General features: G+C 75.7%; 14 protein-coding genes. 11 read left to right on the forward strand and 3 right to left on the reverse strand.

The window, feature by feature from the left end; translation table 11 throughout:
- Positions 1-128: 128 nt before the first annotated feature.
- From ACZ5GH_RS35105 to ACZ5GH_RS35145, 9 genes are all read left to right on the forward strand, one after another.
- The gene (locus tag ACZ5GH_RS35105) at positions 129-779 is read left to right on the forward strand and encodes a pyridoxamine 5'-phosphate oxidase family protein (RefSeq protein ID WP_464336342.1); all 651 of its coding nucleotides are present in this window, start codon (positions 129-131) and stop codon (positions 777-779) included.
- A gap of 252 nt (positions 780-1,031) precedes the next feature.
- Positions 1,032-2,270 (forward strand): styrene monooxygenase/indole monooxygenase family protein, encoded by a 1,239-nt coding sequence (locus ACZ5GH_RS35110; RefSeq protein WP_387755879.1) that lies wholly within the window; start codon positions 1,032-1,034, stop codon positions 2,268-2,270.
- A 232-nt stretch (positions 2,271-2,502) separates the two neighbouring features.
- Positions 2,503-3,048, forward strand: a complete 546-nt coding sequence (locus ACZ5GH_RS35115) for a hypothetical protein (RefSeq protein ID WP_464336343.1) — start codon at positions 2,503-2,505, stop codon at positions 3,046-3,048.
- A 126-nt stretch (positions 3,049-3,174) separates the two neighbouring features.
- Positions 3,175-4,086, forward strand: a complete 912-nt coding sequence (locus ACZ5GH_RS35120; RefSeq protein WP_464336344.1) for a phytoene/squalene synthase family protein — start codon at positions 3,175-3,177, stop codon at positions 4,084-4,086.
- 255 nt (positions 4,087-4,341) lie between these two features.
- On the forward strand, positions 4,342-4,509 hold the full coding sequence (locus ACZ5GH_RS35125; RefSeq protein ID WP_387755885.1) for an SflA family class IV lanthipeptide: 168 nt from the start codon (positions 4,342-4,344) through the stop codon (positions 4,507-4,509).
- A 56-nt stretch (positions 4,510-4,565) separates the two neighbouring features.
- A complete protein-coding gene (gene lanL / locus ACZ5GH_RS35130) occupies positions 4,566-7,130 on the forward strand; it encodes a class IV lanthionine synthetase LanL (RefSeq protein WP_464336345.1) in 2,565 nt (854 codons plus the stop codon).
- A 205-nt stretch (positions 7,131-7,335) separates the two neighbouring features.
- Positions 7,336-8,856 carry a lipase family protein gene (locus ACZ5GH_RS35135; protein ID WP_464336346.1) on the forward strand — a complete coding sequence of 507 codons (1,521 nt, stop codon included), beginning with the start codon at positions 7,336-7,338 and terminating at the stop codon, positions 8,854-8,856.
- Positions 8,857-9,159: 303 nt separating this feature from the next.
- Positions 9,160-9,348, forward strand: a complete 189-nt coding sequence (locus tag ACZ5GH_RS35140; RefSeq protein WP_387755892.1) for a thiazolylpeptide-type bacteriocin — start codon at positions 9,160-9,162, stop codon at positions 9,346-9,348.
- A gap of 175 nt (positions 9,349-9,523) precedes the next feature.
- Entirely contained in the window at positions 9,524-10,297 is a 774-nt protein-coding gene (locus ACZ5GH_RS35145) for a GNAT family N-acetyltransferase (RefSeq protein WP_464336347.1), read from the forward strand.
- Between the two features lie 12 nt (positions 10,298-10,309).
- On the opposite strand, the gene ACZ5GH_RS35150 is transcribed toward ACZ5GH_RS35145, so the two are convergent.
- Complete coding sequence (locus ACZ5GH_RS35150) at positions 10,310-11,053, reverse strand: SOS response-associated peptidase (RefSeq protein WP_464336348.1); 744 nt, start codon at positions 11,051-11,053, stop codon at positions 10,310-10,312.
- 48 nt (positions 11,054-11,101) lie between these two features.
- Entirely contained in the window at positions 11,102-11,845 is a 744-nt protein-coding gene (locus tag ACZ5GH_RS35155) for an AraC family transcriptional regulator (RefSeq protein WP_387755898.1), read from the reverse strand.
- Between the two features lie 55 nt (positions 11,846-11,900).
- On the opposite strand from ACZ5GH_RS35155, the gene ACZ5GH_RS35160 reads away from it, so the two are divergent.
- Positions 11,901-13,157, forward strand: a complete 1,257-nt coding sequence (locus ACZ5GH_RS35160; RefSeq protein WP_464336349.1) for an MFS transporter — start codon at positions 11,901-11,903, stop codon at positions 13,155-13,157.
- Here ACZ5GH_RS35160 and ACZ5GH_RS35165 read toward each other — a convergent pair.
- The gene (locus ACZ5GH_RS35165; protein WP_464336350.1) at positions 13,147-13,995 is read right to left on the reverse strand and encodes a PaaX family transcriptional regulator C-terminal domain-containing protein; all 849 of its coding nucleotides are present in this window, start codon (positions 13,993-13,995) and stop codon (positions 13,147-13,149) included. The two genes, ACZ5GH_RS35160 and ACZ5GH_RS35165, sit on opposite strands and share 11 nt — an antisense overlap.
- A gap of 69 nt (positions 13,996-14,064) precedes the next feature.
- Here ACZ5GH_RS35165 and ACZ5GH_RS35170 point away from each other — a divergent pair, with 69 nt between their 5' ends.
- Positions 14,065-15,102, forward strand: coding sequence for an alpha/beta hydrolase family protein (locus tag ACZ5GH_RS35170; RefSeq protein ID WP_464336928.1), 1,038 nt, complete (start codon positions 14,065-14,067; stop codon positions 15,100-15,102).
- Positions 15,103-15,108 lie beyond the last annotated feature (6 nt).

The raw sequence follows: 15,108 nt of genomic DNA on the forward strand, positions 1-15,108 counted from the left end.
GGCGGCCGCACCGACACGCACGGGCCGTGCTGTTGCTCGACTTGCCGCAGGCCGGGCGCTTGGATGGACCGGCCTGGTCAACGCCCGGACGCGGCCCGACGGCCTCCGGCAAGTGAGGAGTCACCACCGTGCACGACACCCCCGACCCCGCCGTCGTGGCCCGCCGGATCACCGAACGGCGCGAGCAGTTGGGCCTCAGCGAGGAGGCACTGGCCAACCGGGCCGCGATGGCCCCCCGCTACCTGCGGTGCCTGCTGGACGCCGGGCCCGCGTTCGATCCGGCGGGCTTCGTCCGGATCGCCGCCGCCCTCGACAGCACCCGCGGCGAGCTGCTGTCCGGCCGCGCCGACGCCCCGCCCGGGCAGGGCTCCCCCGGTCCGCGCCCCCGGCTGCTCGCCCTCACCGAGCAGGACTGCTGGCAGCTGGTCGGCGGTCACGGGATCGGCCGGATCGCCCTGCCGGTGGAGCCCGGGCCGGTGGTGCTGCCGGTCAACTACGTGGTGGACGAGGGCTCCTTCGCCTACCTCACCGGCGAGCACGACGCGGCCGCCCCGGAGGAGGGGGCCGCGGTCTCCTTCCAGGTCGACCGCATCGACGAGTTCCTCGGGCGCGGCTGGAGCGTGCTCGCCATCGGTCCGGCGCACTACGTGGACGACCCGGTCGAGCTGGAGCGCCTGGCCGGCCTGCCCGGCGCGGCGCCCTGGGCGGGCGGGAGGCGGCCGCGCTGGGTGCGGATCCGCCCGGACGAGATCAGCGGGCGGCAGCTGGTCTCGGGGTGAGGCTGCGGCCGTTCCGCCGGGCCCGCCTCCCGCCCGCAGCCGGTTCGGTCGCCCGGACCCGCGAAGACCGCCCATGTCCCGTACGCTCGTAGGGAGTTGGGCGAGAGGCGGCTCGCGTCCGGGCAGCGGCGCCGGGTGCGGCGGACAGCGGTCCGGCCCGTGGACGGGCGGGGCGATGACTGGTAAGCAGACCAGTGGCGGCGGGGCCGTGCCGGCCGCCGTCCGGGTCGTACCACCAGGAGAGCAGGGGCGATGCGCAGAGTTCTGATCGTCGGAGCCGGGCAGGCGGGGCTCCAACTGGCCCTGGGGCTCCAGGCCCACGGCTACGACGTGACGGTGCTGACCGACCGCGGCCCGGAGGAGGTGCGCGACGGGCGGGTGACGTCCAGCCAGTGCATGTTCGACTCCGCGCTGCGCACCGAGCGCGCCCTCGGGCTGGACCTGTGGGCCGACCGGGCGCCGCGGATCGAGGGCGTCGGGCTGTCGGTCGCCGGGCCGCAGGGGGAGCGGCTGATCGACTGGGTCGGGCGGCTGGACGCCTACGCGCAGTCCGTCGACCAGCGGCTGAAGATGTCCGCCTGGCTGGAGCTGTTCGCCGAGCGCGGCGGCCGGGTCGAGCTGCGCCAGGTGACGCCCGCCGACCTCCAGAACCTGGCCGGCTCCTACGACCTGGTGCTGGTCGCCTCCGGCAAGGGCCCGCTGGCCTCGCTGTTCGAGCGCGACCTCGTGCGCTCCCCGTACGAGCGGCCGCAGCGCGCGCTCGCCGCCAGCTACGTGCACGGGCTCGGGCCGCGCCCCGAGCACGACTTCCCGGCGGTGCGCTGCGACGTGGTGCCGGGCGTCGGGGAGTTCTTCGCGGTGCCGGCGCTGACCGGGACCGGGCCCTGCGACATCCTGCTCTGGGAGGCCCAGCCGGGCGGCCCGGCGGATGCCTTCGACGGGATCCGCGATCCGGCCGAACACCTGCGGGTGACACTGGAGTTGATGAAGACGTTCATCCCCTGGGAGTACGACCGGACCCGCTCCGGCGTCGAACTCACCGACGCCGGCGCCACGTTGGCCGGGCGCTTCACCCCGGTGGTCCGCCACCCGGTCGGCGAACTGCCCGGCGGCGCCGCGGTGCTGGGCGTCGCGGACGTCGTCGTCCTCAACGACCCGATCACCGGCCAGGGTTCGAACAACGCCGCCAAGTGCGCCGCCGACTACCTGGAGGCGATCCTCGCCCACGGCGACAAGCCCTTCGACCGCGACTTCCAGCAGACCGCCTTCGACCGCTTCTGGCGGACGGCGGGCCCCGTCACCACCTGGACCAACGCGATGCTCGCCCCGCCGCCCCCGCACGTCCTCGACCTGTTCGGCGCGGGCGGCCGGGTACCGGCCGTGGCCGACCGCTTCGCCAACGGCTTCGACGACCCGGCGGACCTGGACGACTGGTTCCTCGACCCGGCCGGGGCGGCCGCCTACCTGGCGTCGGTCACGGCGGGCCGCTGAGTCACGGCGGGCCGCTGAGGTCACGGCAGGTCTCCGGAGCACAGCAGGTCTCCGAGGTCACGACAGGGGTTCGCCGAGGTCACGGCAGGTCACCGTAGGGTCAAGCTCTCCCCAAGTCCCGTACGGGCCCCCGTCGATCATGGTGGGTTCTTCTCGCCCCCTCGCGGAGGGGGACCATCCGGCGCGGGGCAACGGCCGGGAGAGCGATCCGGACGGCAACAGGAGAAGAGCAGTGGCGGTCGACGGGGGCAACATGGCCCAGGCTGTGATCGATACGGCGTACAACGAGCGCAAGCGGCTGCACACCGGCCGCAGCCGGACCGTCGCCGTGGTCTTCTTCGGCCTGCTGATCGCCCTCGGCTTCTTCCTGGCGCTGGTGGTCGGCAAGTCGGACCCGAACACCCCGCCGACCTGCGACGGCAAGACGATGACCCGACACAGCGAGTGCCGGATCTGGTCGAGCCGCGGGGGCGGGGGCACCTACTCCTACGACGAGATGATCGACCGGCGGGAGTCCGGCAACGGGGTGTGGCGGATCGTCGGCTTCGGCGGCGCCGGCCTGGCCGCCGTCCTGATGGTCGTCTCCATCGCCAAGCTCAACCCGAACCGCCCCTGGGGCCGGCCGGTCGGCGCCGCCTGCCCGCGCTGCCGGGAGCCCAACCTGCGGGAGAAGCACACCACCCACAGCGTCACCCGGGGCCGTACGACCTACCGCTACAGCGGCATCGTCACCCTCTGCACCCCGGCCTGCGGCTTCTCCGCGATCCGCCAGAGCTGACCTGCGGCCGGGGCCCCTGTCCGGGCTCCTGTCCGGGGCCTGCTTCCGGGCCCGGGGCCCGAATAGGTCCGGCCGCTCCCACCGGCTACGCTCGGTCCCCGGCGAACGAGCGACGGGGTGGACCGAGTGGGCAGGTGGGAGCGGGCGCTGGACGCGGCCGGCGTACGGGAGGCCGGGCTGCGGGCCGACTACGCCCGGCAGCGGCAGCAGATGGCCCGGTACCGGCGGGAGGCCGCGCTCGCCGCCGAGTTGCTGCTGCCCGCCCGGATGGTCCCGCACGTGATCGCCGCCGCCGCCTTCATGCACCGCACCGACACCCTGCTCGACAGCGGCCCGCTCGCCGAACGCCGGGCGGCGTCCGCCCGCTGGCAGCGGCGGGTCACCGACGGCCTCGCCGCCGGCCGAACCGACGACCCCGAGCTGCGCCCCCTGCTGAACAGCGTCGACGCCCACCCCGTCCTGCGGGACCGGGTGCTGGACTTCGTCGCCGCGACCGCCGCCGACCTGGACTTCACCGGCTTCGCCACCGAGGAGGACTACCAGGCCTACGTCGACGGGTACTCGCTGCCCGGCTTCATGGTGGTCGCCGGCCTGATCGGCCCGGACGGCGACCAGCGCGACTACCGCGCCGCCTGCCGCACCTTCATCGACGGCAGCCAGCGGCTGGACTTCGTCAACGACCTCGCCGAGGACCTCGCCGACGGCCGGCTGACCGTCCCCGAGCGGACGCTGGAGGAGCACGGCGTCACCCGCGCCGACCTGGAGCAGGGCCGCGACCTGCCCGCCGTCCGGGCGCTGCTCACCGCCCTGCTCGACCGGGCCGACCGCACCCTCGCCGAGGGCCGGGCCGTCGTCGACCGGGTGCCGCCCGCCCACCGGCCGATGGTCCACTGCATCGTCGGCGTGGAGGAGCTCACCAGCGCCGCCGCCCGCGCCGACCTCGGCGCACTGTTGCGCCGCTCGGCGAGCCCGGCCAAGCCCGCCGCGCTGCGCCTGCTGGCCCGTGAGTACCTCCGGGCCCGCCGCCTGCGCGGCTGACCTGGTCGGACGGCCCGCCGCCTGCGCGGCTGACCCGCCTTGCCACCTCCGGCCCGGCTGACCGGCCCGGATGTGGCAATCCGGTGTGTGCCGCCCCGGTGAGGGCGGGCGGAGCCGGCGTCCACAAACGGAACCACCCTTTGTCGTAGGCGATCCGGCGGGTCCGTCAGCTCTCTGTCCCGGGCCGGACGGCGTGGCTAGCATGAGCCCGCTCAGCGAAAGGACCCATCAACACCAATCATTGGGAGGACCCCCATGAGTGCCTTGATGACCGCCGTCCGCGACGCCGGCCCGCTGGAGATCGACGAGGACGCCATCGTCTTCGAGGACGCGTTCGACGCCGACCTCACCCCGGTCGCCTGCCTCGCCGACCCGTGGGTGACCTACGTCCCGACCCGCTTCCCCTGTGAGGTCGACTTCTGATCCACCCGGATCCGGACGAACAGTGACCACGGTGGGGCCGGGGAAGGACGGAAACCATGCGCACACCGCCCGACCCCGGCTCCGCCGCGGCCCCGGGACACGAGGAACTCCGGCGCCGGGTCGAGGAACTCGCCGCCCGGGCGCCCGGGCCGCACCGCCCGCCGCGCACCGACGGCCAGTGGTGGTACCTCCGGGACCCCCGGATGCCCGAGCTCGCCCACGGCTGGAAGCTCCACCTGTCCGCCCGCCCGGACGGGTTCACGGCCCTGCTGGACACGGTGCTCCCGATCCTCCTCCGCCGGGTCTGCGACGTGAAGTTCGCGATGAGCACCGAGGCGCTGTGGGAGCTCAACAGCGGCCGGCACGGCGCCGCTGCCGTCGGCAAGGCCGTCACGGTCTACCCCCGGCCCGAGGAAGTCCGTTCCCTGGGGCTGGAGTTGGCGCAGGCGCTGGCCGGCCGGGAAGGCCCCGCGGTGGTCAGCGACCGCCGGGTGCGGCCGGACGCCCCGGTGCACTACCGCTACGGGCCGTTCCGCGTCACCGACGACGAGGCGCAGGCCGGCATGACCGGCCCGGACGGTTCGCTGTTCCCCGGCCTGGCCGAGCCCCGCTACCGCCGGCCGCCGTGGGCGGACGACCCGTTCGAGGCGCCCGGCACCCCCGCCCGTCCGGCGACCACCCGGGTCGGCGCCGGCCGCTACCGGATCACCGCCGGCATCACCCGCGCGCCCAGCGGCCACGTCTACCGCGCCGTCGAACTCGCCACCGGCCGCGAGGTGGTGGTCAAACAGGCCCGGGCCTTCGTCGCCGAGGACGGCGCGGGGACCGACGCGCGCGGCCGGCTGCGGCACGAGCGGCGGGTGCTCGACGCGCTGGCCGGGGTGCCCGGCGTGCCCGCGCTGGTCGACTACTTCCGGCACGGCACCGACGAGTACCTGGTCAGCGCCGCCCGCGGAGTGACCGACCTGCGCCGCGAGCTGCTCACCCGCGGACCGTACGACGCCGCTGCCGGCGCCGCCGAGGACGGGCGGGACTGGTGGACGCTGGCGCGCCGGCTGCTGCGGGTGCTGGACGCGGTGCACGCGCGCGGCGTGGTGGTCTGCGACCTCAAGCCCGCCAACGTGGTGCTCGACCGGGACGGCCGGCCCGCGCTGGTCGACTTCGGCGTGAGCGCCCTGGCCGGCGACCGCCCGCCGGGCGCCACCGCCGGGTACGGCCTGCCGGGCGCCACCGGGCAGGACCCCACCGAGGACCACTACGCGCTGGGCACCACCCTGCACCACGCCCTCACCGGCCTCGACCCGGTGGTGATCGACCCGGACCCGCCGGTCAACCGCGACCGCACCCTGGCCTGCCTGCGCGCCGCCCTCCCGGAGCCCGGGCACCCGGCGGCGGAGCTGGTCCGGGGCCTGCTGAGCTTCGACCCGGCGCGCCGCGCCGCCGCGGCCGCCCAGCTGCGGGAGGGCACCGCACCCGCCCGACGGAGCGCCCCCGCCGGACGGGCCACGGCCCGGCCCGCCGAGGCGCTCGACCACACCGTCACCACCTGCGTCCGGATGGCCCGCGAGCTGGTCACCGCCGACTCCGGCGCGGAGCGGCCCCGGACCCTGCTCTCGCTGTACGACGGTGCGGCCGGCCTCGGGCTCGAACTGCTCCAGCACCCGGACCGCCCGGACGCCCGGGCCGCCGCCGCCGAGCTGGCCCGCTGGACGGCCGCCCACCCCGCCCTCGACCACCTGGACGGCTCGCTGTACCAGGGCCGTACGGGCGTCGACCTGTTCCTCGCCGAGGCGGCCGCCCTGCTCGGGACCGAGCCCCCGGAGCCCCGCCGGTACCAGGGAACGGGCGTGGACCAGATCGCCGGCACCGCCGGGATCGGCACCGGGCACCTGCTGCTCGCCGCCCTCGGCTCGGCGGGCACCGGGGCGGCGGCCGACGGCCCGGCGGCCGAAGCGCACCGCGCGGCCGCCGCCGACTGCGCCGCCGAGCTGGCCGGCCGGCCGCTGGACGACCTCGGGGAGGAGCCCAACCCCGGCACCGCGGCCCTCGCCGAGGGCTTCGCGCACGGCCGCGCGGGCGTCGCCCACTTCCTGCTCGCGATGCCCGACGAGGCGTCCCGGCACAGCGCCCGGCGCATCGTGGACGGCCTCGCCGCCGACCTCCCGGGCATCATGGCCGCCGCCCGCGCGCCCGGGGCGACCCGCCGCTACCTGGCCTGGTGCCGGGGCCTGGCCGGGCTCGGCACCCTGCTGGTCCAGGCCGGCCGGCGGTACGGCGACGACGACCTGCTCGCCCTGGCCGCCGAGGCGGCCGACACCTGCCGGACGATCGGGCCGAGGACCGCGCAGGTCTTCCGCTGCTGCGGCCTCGCGGGCGTCGGGGACCTCTTCGTCGACCTCGCCGTGGCCACCGGCGAGGCCCGGCACTGGGCGGCCGCCGAGGACCTGGCGGGCCTGATCCTCACCCGGGCCGGCGGCCCGCCCGGCCGGCCGCTGCTGCCCGGCCGCCGGCCGGACGCGGAGGCCCGCGCCTGGGCGGTCGGCACCCCCGGCGTCACCACCTTCCTGCGCCGCCTCGCCCGGCGCGGCGGTCCGGTCCCGGGGCAGCTGCCGATGACGTGAGCAGCCGTACGGGTCGGGCGGTGGCCCTGCCCGGCCCAGGATCGCGCCCGGCCTGCGCCCGCGCCCGCGGCCGCCCGGCGCCGTACCGCGCCGTCGGCCGAACGCGTGAGGCGCCGGAGGTGACGCCCCGCCGGGCCCGCCGTGCGGCAACAGGATGGGTACGACCCGTGCCGTCGAGGCCCGGGCGGACCCGAGGAGCAGCCGCATGACGACGGTGCAGTCCGAACCGATGACGCCCCAGGCGGCGATGACCCTCGCGGCGATCGCCGCGACCGCCGCCGCCACCCGGCCGTCGGGGGAGCAGGTGTCGCAGCAGTGCAACCGGGCCTTCCTGGGCCTCAACCAGCTGCTGCCCGACTCCTCCCTCGCCACCCGGGGCACCTGGATCCTCAACTGGATCGCGATGAGCCCGGCCAACGCCAACATGGCCTACCTGGCGCAGAACCGCGACGGCTCCAACCAGTTCGCCGTGGTCCTGCGCGGCACCGTCGGCACGGTGACCGACCTCCTGGAGGACCTGGACGTCGGCACGGTGGTCCCGTTCGGCTTCGCGGGCTCGTCGAGCGACCCGGCCTCGGTCTCCAAGGGCGCGATGACGGCCTTCAGCCAGGTCCTCACCATGAACTCGGTCGGCGTCACCCTCGCGCAGGCGCTCGCCGGCGTCCTCGCCAAGGCACCCGCCAACCCCACCGTCTACGTGATCGGGCACAGCCTCGGCGGCTGCCTCGCCACCATGGTCGGCGCCTACCTCCAGGCGCAGTCCTGGCCGGGGAACCCGCAGTTCGGCCTCTACACCTTCGCCGCCCCCAGCGCCGGCAACGCGGCCTTCGCGAACCACCTCACCGAGGAGCTGTCCTGGGTCGTCAACCAGCGGTACGTCAACTGCTGGGACATCGTGCCGCTGGCCTGGACCAGCCTCGACGAGGCCAAGAAGTGGTACCCCGACAAGGGCCCGAAGGCGAACGAGGACGTCCGCGCCGTCATCTCGGCGCTCGCCGGACTGCCCGGGCCCAACGTCTACGCCCAGCCGGGCCCCGCCGTCCCGCTGAACCAGCACTACGTGCCCGATCCGGCCCTGGTCAAGGGGTCCCTGCAGGACTTCATGGGCCAGGTCGCCTACCAGCACGCCAACGACACCTACCTGGGCCTGCTCGGCGCCCCCGACGTGCCCTCCGGGCCGGTGGTCACCGGCATCGGCCCCGACACCGGCGGCACCGGCAACCAGGTCACCGTCACCGGCACGGGCTTCAACGCGGGCCAGGGCGTGGCCCTGGACTTCGGCACGGTCGCCTGCCCGCGGATCGCGGTCAGCACCGACGGCACCACGATCACCACGTACCCGCCCGCCGGGGCCGGCGTGGTCCCCGTCCGGGTCACCACCTTCCTCGGCACCTCGCCCGCCGTCGCCACCGCGCAGTTCGCCTACGAGGGCGCCGCCCCGGTGCGGGTCACCGCCATCAGCCAGGACCACGGCCGGACCGGCACCCCCGTCACCGTCACCGGCGTCAACTTCGGATCCGACGCCAAGGTCTTCTTCGGCGACAACCAGGCGGTCGGGCAGGTGACCCCGCCGGACACGATCGCGGCCACCGCACCCGCCCCGACCAAGGGCGTCGGCAAGCCGAAGACCGTCGACATCACCGTGCTCTCGAACGGCTGGTCCTCCCCGGCGAGCCCCGCCGACGAGTTCACCTACGAGGAGCCGGCGGGCCCGGAGCGCGGGTGACGCCGGCGTCGGAACGGTCGGGCGCGGAGCGGGGACCGCGGGCCGGAAGCCCGCGGCGGCCGGTGGACCGGCGGTCGAGCCGGACCGGTCCCGAGCCGCCGGGGAACGGGATCCCGGCCAAGATTCCCGAACCCGTATCCCGCCCGCCGCCCGCGGGCTAGAGTCTCCTCGGGCGGCGCGAGCCCGGGTCCGAGACCCGCCGGCGGCGCACCCACGGGGGGCCCGGCACATCCCGCAGTACTCGCTTCGCAGGCACACCGTTCCGTTCCGGCCGGCACGCCTGCCGACTCAAGGGAGAACGCCATGTCAGACACCACCGCGTCCCGCACCGAGGCCCTCGACCTTCAGGACCTCGACCTCAGCGACCTGACCGTCACCGCGCTGCGCGACACCGTCGCCCTGCCGGAGAACGGCGCTTCGTGGGGCTCCTGTTCCTGCCAGGCCTCGTCCTCCTGCGCGCAGCCGCAGGACTCGATCGCGCCGATCGTCTGACGATCGCCACCCGGGCCCGGCACTGAGCCGAGCCTCCCGGCCCGGCCTTCCGAGGCCGGCGCCACCGCACCATGACGGGCCCGGCGCGTCCACCCGACGCGCCGGGCCCGTCCCGCTCACCGCACGACCGCCGTACGGCGCGGGCGGCCTCGGCGACGGTCTTTGGAGTGCCGCCATGACGGATGACGAACTGCGGCGGATCCGCTCCTTCCTGGCCGGCTCCGCACGTCGGCGAGCCGAGCGTACGGTCGAACTCCCGGGCGGGGTCGCGGTGTTCGACGACACCTTCGCGGACTCGTGGTCGCACAACCAGGTGCTGCTCGACCGTGCCGACGGTGCGCCGGCCGAGCTGCCCGGTCTGGTGGACGGGGTGATGGGTGAGCGGCCGTTCCGTCTGGTGACCGTGCTGGACGGGGACTTCGGGGAGGCGTGCGCCGAGCCCTTCCGGCGGGCCGGTTACCGGCACAGCAGCTACCTGGTGATGCTGCACACCGGCCCGGTCCCCGCCCCCGGCGACGGCCGCGGCGTCGAGGAGGTCGGTCTGGAGGCGATCCGGGCGCCGCTCGCGGCGAGTTGGCGCGCGGCGCTCCCGGAGGCGGACGAGGAGGTGGTCCGGATGCTGGTCGACCGGCGGGCGGCCGGCCGGCGCGGGGCCGAACGCGTCCAGCTGCTCGGCGCCCGGGCCGCGGACGGCGAGGTGGCCGCCTGGACGGACCTGTACCTCGAACCCGCCCTCGGGATCGCCCAGGTCGAGGACCTGATGACCGCCGAGGCGCACCGGCGGCGCGGCCACGCCGACGCCGTCCTGGCCGCCGCGCTGCGCCGGGCGGCGGACGCGGGCTGCGGCACCCGCTTCCTGATCGCCGAGTCCGACGACTGGCCGCGCCGCTGGTACGGCCGCCGGGGCTTCGCGGTCATCGGGCGCACCCACGGCTTCGCGCGCACCTGAGGCGGCCCGGCCTCAGTCCGCGAGCCCCAGCGGGTCGGGGGCGTCGGCGAGGAGCTGGGGGCCGTTGTTGCGGACGCTGTTGACGGTGGTGGGAACCGCGCGGACGCGCAGGTCACCGTCGGCGGGGCGGCGCAGCAGGTGGTGGAGTTCGGCCGGGTCGGTGTGGGCGGGTGAGAGCCAGGTGGCGAGGTCGTCGAGGGCGATGGTGAGGGGCATCCGGTCGTGGACGCGGCCCGCGGAGTCGGTGGCGTCGGTGGTGATGACGGTGGCGGTGGCGAGCCAGGCGAGCGGGTCGTCCTCGGGCAGGGTGCGGTCGCGCCAGAACTCGTAGAGGCCGGCCATCAGCATCACGCCGCCGGTGCTGAGGAAGTACGGCTGCTTGTACTTCTTGCGGTCGGCGCCGGCCGGGACGTCGCGCCACTCGAAGTAGCCGTCGGCGGGGATCACGCAGCGGCGGGCGGTGAAGGCCTTGCGGAAGGCGGGTTTGGTGTCGACGGTCTCCGAGCGGGCGTTGATCATGCGGGCGCCGCCGGACGGGTCCTTGGACCAGGACGGGACCAGGCCCCAGCGCAGCGGCCGGAGTTGGCGCAGGATCTCACCGGTGTCCCGGTCGACGCGTTCCAGGACGGCCGGGACGGGGTCGGTCGGCGCGACGTTCCAGCTCGGCGCGAAGGTCTCGGCCGGGTCCCACCGGAGTTCTCCGAGCAGTGAGACGAGGTCCTGGGGCGTGGTGGTGGAGACGAAGCGGCCGCACATGGCCCCAAGCCTCCCATGCCGCACGCTCGAAGGTGCGGCCGACGCCGTTCAGCGGGACGCCCGCGCGCCCGGGGTGTGGCCGAAGGCGCGGCGGAACACGTCGATGAAGGCGCTGGCCGAGGCCCAGCCGCAGCGGTGGGCCACGGCGGTGACCGGCAGGCCCTCGGCGAGCAGCACCAGGGCGTGGTGCAGGCGCAGTTGGGTGCGCCACTGGGGGAAGGTCAGGCCGAGGTCGGCGCGGAACAGCCGGGAGAGGGTGCGGTCGCTGGCGCCGACGGCGCGGCCGAGTTCGGCGAGGGTGCGGCCGTCGGCCGGGTCGGCCTCCAGCAGCGCGCACAGCGCCCGCAGCAGGGGCGTGGCGGGGGTGGGCAGGTGGAGCGGGCTCTGCGGGGAGGCGCGCAGCCGGTCGAGCAGGACGGCGCGCAGCCGGGAGCGTTCGGGGCCGTCCTGGCCGGGGGTACGGGTGTAGGCGACGATCAGTTCGCGCAGCAGCGGTTCGACGGCGAGGACGGTCGGGCGGTCGAGGCCGAGCGGGTTGTCGGCGGCGGGCAGGCCGACCAGGTGGAGTTCGAGTTCGCCGTGGGCCTGGTGGGCGTGGACGGTACCGGCCGGGATCCACAGGGCGCGGTTGCCGGGGGCGACCCACGATCCGGCGTCGGTGGTGATGCCCAGCACCCCGCGGGCGGCGTAGGCGATCTGGTGGTCGTCGTGCCGGTGGGCGTCGATCAGGCCGCCGGAGGGCAGCAGCCGGGCCCCGGTCGGGGCGACGGGGTCGTGGCGGATGTTCGGCATCGCCTGGCAGATTATCGGAAGCCCGACAGGGGTGACGGCCCCGAGCATGGGCGGCATGCCGAAGCGAACCTCCGACCGCGGGTCGATCCTGCTGCTCTCCGTCGGGCACTCCTGTGTGGACGTCTACCAGGGCGCGGTGGCGGCCCTGGTGCCCTTCCTCGTGGCCGAACGCCACTACGGCTACGCCGCCGTGTCCGGGGTGGTGCTGGCCGCCTCGCTGCTCTCCTCGGTGGCGCAGCCGCTGTTCGGGGCGCTCACCGACCGCCGCCCGCTGCCCTGGCTGCTGCCGGTGAGCACCCTGCTGAGCGGCGCGGGCATCGCGCTCAGCGGGGTGAGCGGCTCGTACGGGCTAACGCTGGCGTTCGTGGCGCTGTCGGGGGTGGGGGTGGCGGCCTACCACCCGGAGTCGGCCCGGGTGGCCCGGCTGGCGGCGCAGCGGGCGGGGGCCGGGCAGGGCGGCCCCGGTGTCCACCGGGGGATGGCCTGGTTCTCGCTGGGCGGCAATCTGGGCTTCGCGGCGGCCCCGCTGCTGGTCGCCGCCGTGGTCGGGACGGGCGGACTGCGGCTGACCCCGCTGCTGGCCGTGCCCGCGCTCGCGGGCGCCGCGCTCTGCCTGCCGGTGCTGCGGGAGCTGGAGCGGCGCCGGGCGGCCGGGGCGGTGCGGGCACCGGCGCCGGTCGCCGACGACCGGGCCGCCTTCCTGAGGCTGTCGCTGGCGGTGGTCTGCCGCTCGGTCGCCTTCGTCGGGCTGAGCACCTTCCTCTCGCTGTTCACCGCCCAGCGCCTCGGCGGCGGTCCGGCGGCGGGCACCGCGGCGCTGGTGGTGCTGTACGCGGGCGGCGCGGTGGGCTCGGTGCTGGGCGGCGCGCTGGCGGACCGCTGGGGGCGGGTCGCGGTGGCCCGCCGGTCCTACCTGGTGGCGGCGGTCGCGGTGGCAGGGGTGCTGCTGGTGCCCGGCCCGGTGCTGTACCTGTTCGTGGCGCTGGCCTCGGCGGGGCTGTACGTGCCGTTCTCCCTGCAGGTCACCCTCGGGCAGGACTACCTGCCGTCGCGGGTCGGCACGGCGAGCGGGATCACCCTCGGGCTGACGGTGAGCATCGGCGGCCTGGCGAGCCCGGCGATCGGCGCTCTCGCGGACGCCACCTCGCTGCGTACGGCGCTGCTGCCGCTGGTGCTGATGCCGGTGCTGAGCTGGGCGCTGTTCCGCACGCTGCCGGAGCCGGTGGTGCCGGACTCCGAGGCCGACGCCGAGGCCGACGAGGACGCCGACGAGGACGCCGAGGCGGGTGGGCCGGCCCCGGTCAGCCGGTGACCGAGGCGACCACCTCCGCGTAGGCGTCGAACAGCCGGGGCGCGCCCGGCGCCGGGTCGGCGAGCAGCAGGGCCCAGCAGCGGGCGACCAGCGCGCGGGCCTCGGCGCCGGGCCAGGGCCGCGGCAGCAGCTCCGGGGGCAGCAGCGGGTCGGGCTCGCAGGCCTCGGTGAAGACGGCGGCCAACTCGACGGCCACGGTGAGCAGTTCGGTCTCCGACAGACCGCCGGCGGTGAGCCGGTCGAGCTGGTCGGCGGCGAAGGCGGCCAGGCGGCGGTGGCCCTCGGCGAGCTGGTCCAGCGGCCACCAGCGGCGGGCGAGTTCCCGGGGGTCCGCGGTGTCGCCGGTGTTCAGGTCGCGGGTGCTGAGCAGGGTGAGGTTGCCGAGCACGCCCAGGGCGCCGGCCGCCTCCCGGACGTCCGGCTCCCAGGGGTGCGGCGAGACGTAGAGCCCGTTCTGCACCGGGGCGCCGCCGAGCCGCAGCAGGGCCTCGCGCAGCCCGTCGCGGGCGGTGCGGTCGCGTTCGGGGACGGCGAACCCGGCCAGGTGCCAGGCGCCGTCCCAGGGGGCCTCGCCGCGGTCCTGGGCGTACATCAGGGCGAGGTACCCGACGTCCGGCTCGATCTCACGGCGGGTCGCGGCGGTGGCGCGCAGCAGTGCCCGGCGGCCGCGGCCCTCCTGGACGAAGCGGCCGTCGGCGGTCAGGCGCTTGATGGTGAGCCGGACCTGCTGGTCGCTCATGCCAAGCCGGCCGGCCACGGCGTAGAGGTCGCCGCAGTCGACCGTGCCGTCGGCGCGGACCATCGCGTCCACCAGTACCCGGGTCGGGATCTCCTGCATGACGGTCATCCTAGTGCGTTCATTTCTGCTACGGTCGTGTTCAAAACGAACGATATAGGGGTGAGCGATATGCGGATGTCGGGCAGGCGCCGGTGGCTCTGGGGAGCGCTGCTGTCCGTGGCCGTGCTGCTGGTCGGCGCGGGCGGCTGGGTGGTGTACCAGAACGAGTACGACCTCGACGAGGAGCGCGTCACCGTCACCGGCGGCAGGCAGCCGCTCCAGGGCGTGCTGGCCAGGCCGACCGGCGGCCACGGACCGTACGGACTGGTGGTCTTCGTCCACGGCGACGGACCCGTCGACGCCACCCACGACACCTTCTACCGGCCGCTCTGGGAGGCCATGGCGAAGGCCGGGTACGCGACGCTCTCCTGGGACAAGCCCGGCGTGGCCGGCGCCCCCGGCGACTGGCTCGACCAGAGCATGCAGGGCCGCGCCGACGAGACCCTCGCCGCGATCCGCTGGGCGAAGACCCAGCCCGGCATCGACCCGGACCGGATCGGCCTCTGGGGCGCCAGCCAGGCCGGCTGGGTGATGCCCAAGGCAGCCCGGCAGTCGCCGGACGTGAAGTTCGTGATCGCCGTGGGCCCCGCCGTCAACTGGCTCCGGCAGGGCCGCTACAACCTGCTCGCCGAACTCCGGGAACGGCACGCCTCGCCCGAGGAGACCGCCGCCGCCGTCGCCCGCAGCGACCGCAACCTGGCCGCCCTGCGGGCCGCTTCGACCTTCGAGCAGTACCGGGCCGCCGGCGGCGACACCGAGGGGCTCAGCCCCGAGCGGTGGGCGTTCAACAAGCGCAACCACCTCTCCGACGCCACCGAGGACCTCGCCGCCCTCCGGGTGCCGGTGCAGCTCGTCCTCGGCGGCCGGGACCTCAACGTCGACAGCGACGACACCGAGGCCGGCTACCGACGCCTCGTCACCACCCCCGGTCTGCTCCGGGTGCTGCGCCTCCAGGACGCCACCCACACCATGGTGCCCAAGGACGTCGAGGACTCCGAACTGCGCAGCACCTTCCTCGCCGTCGCCGCCCCGCGCTCGCTGTTCGCCCCCGGCTACCTCGACGGCATGCGCGACTTCCTGACCTCGCTCGACCACCGGAAGGGCTGACCCGCG

The organism is Kitasatospora sp. Xyl93, assembly GCF_055383135.1.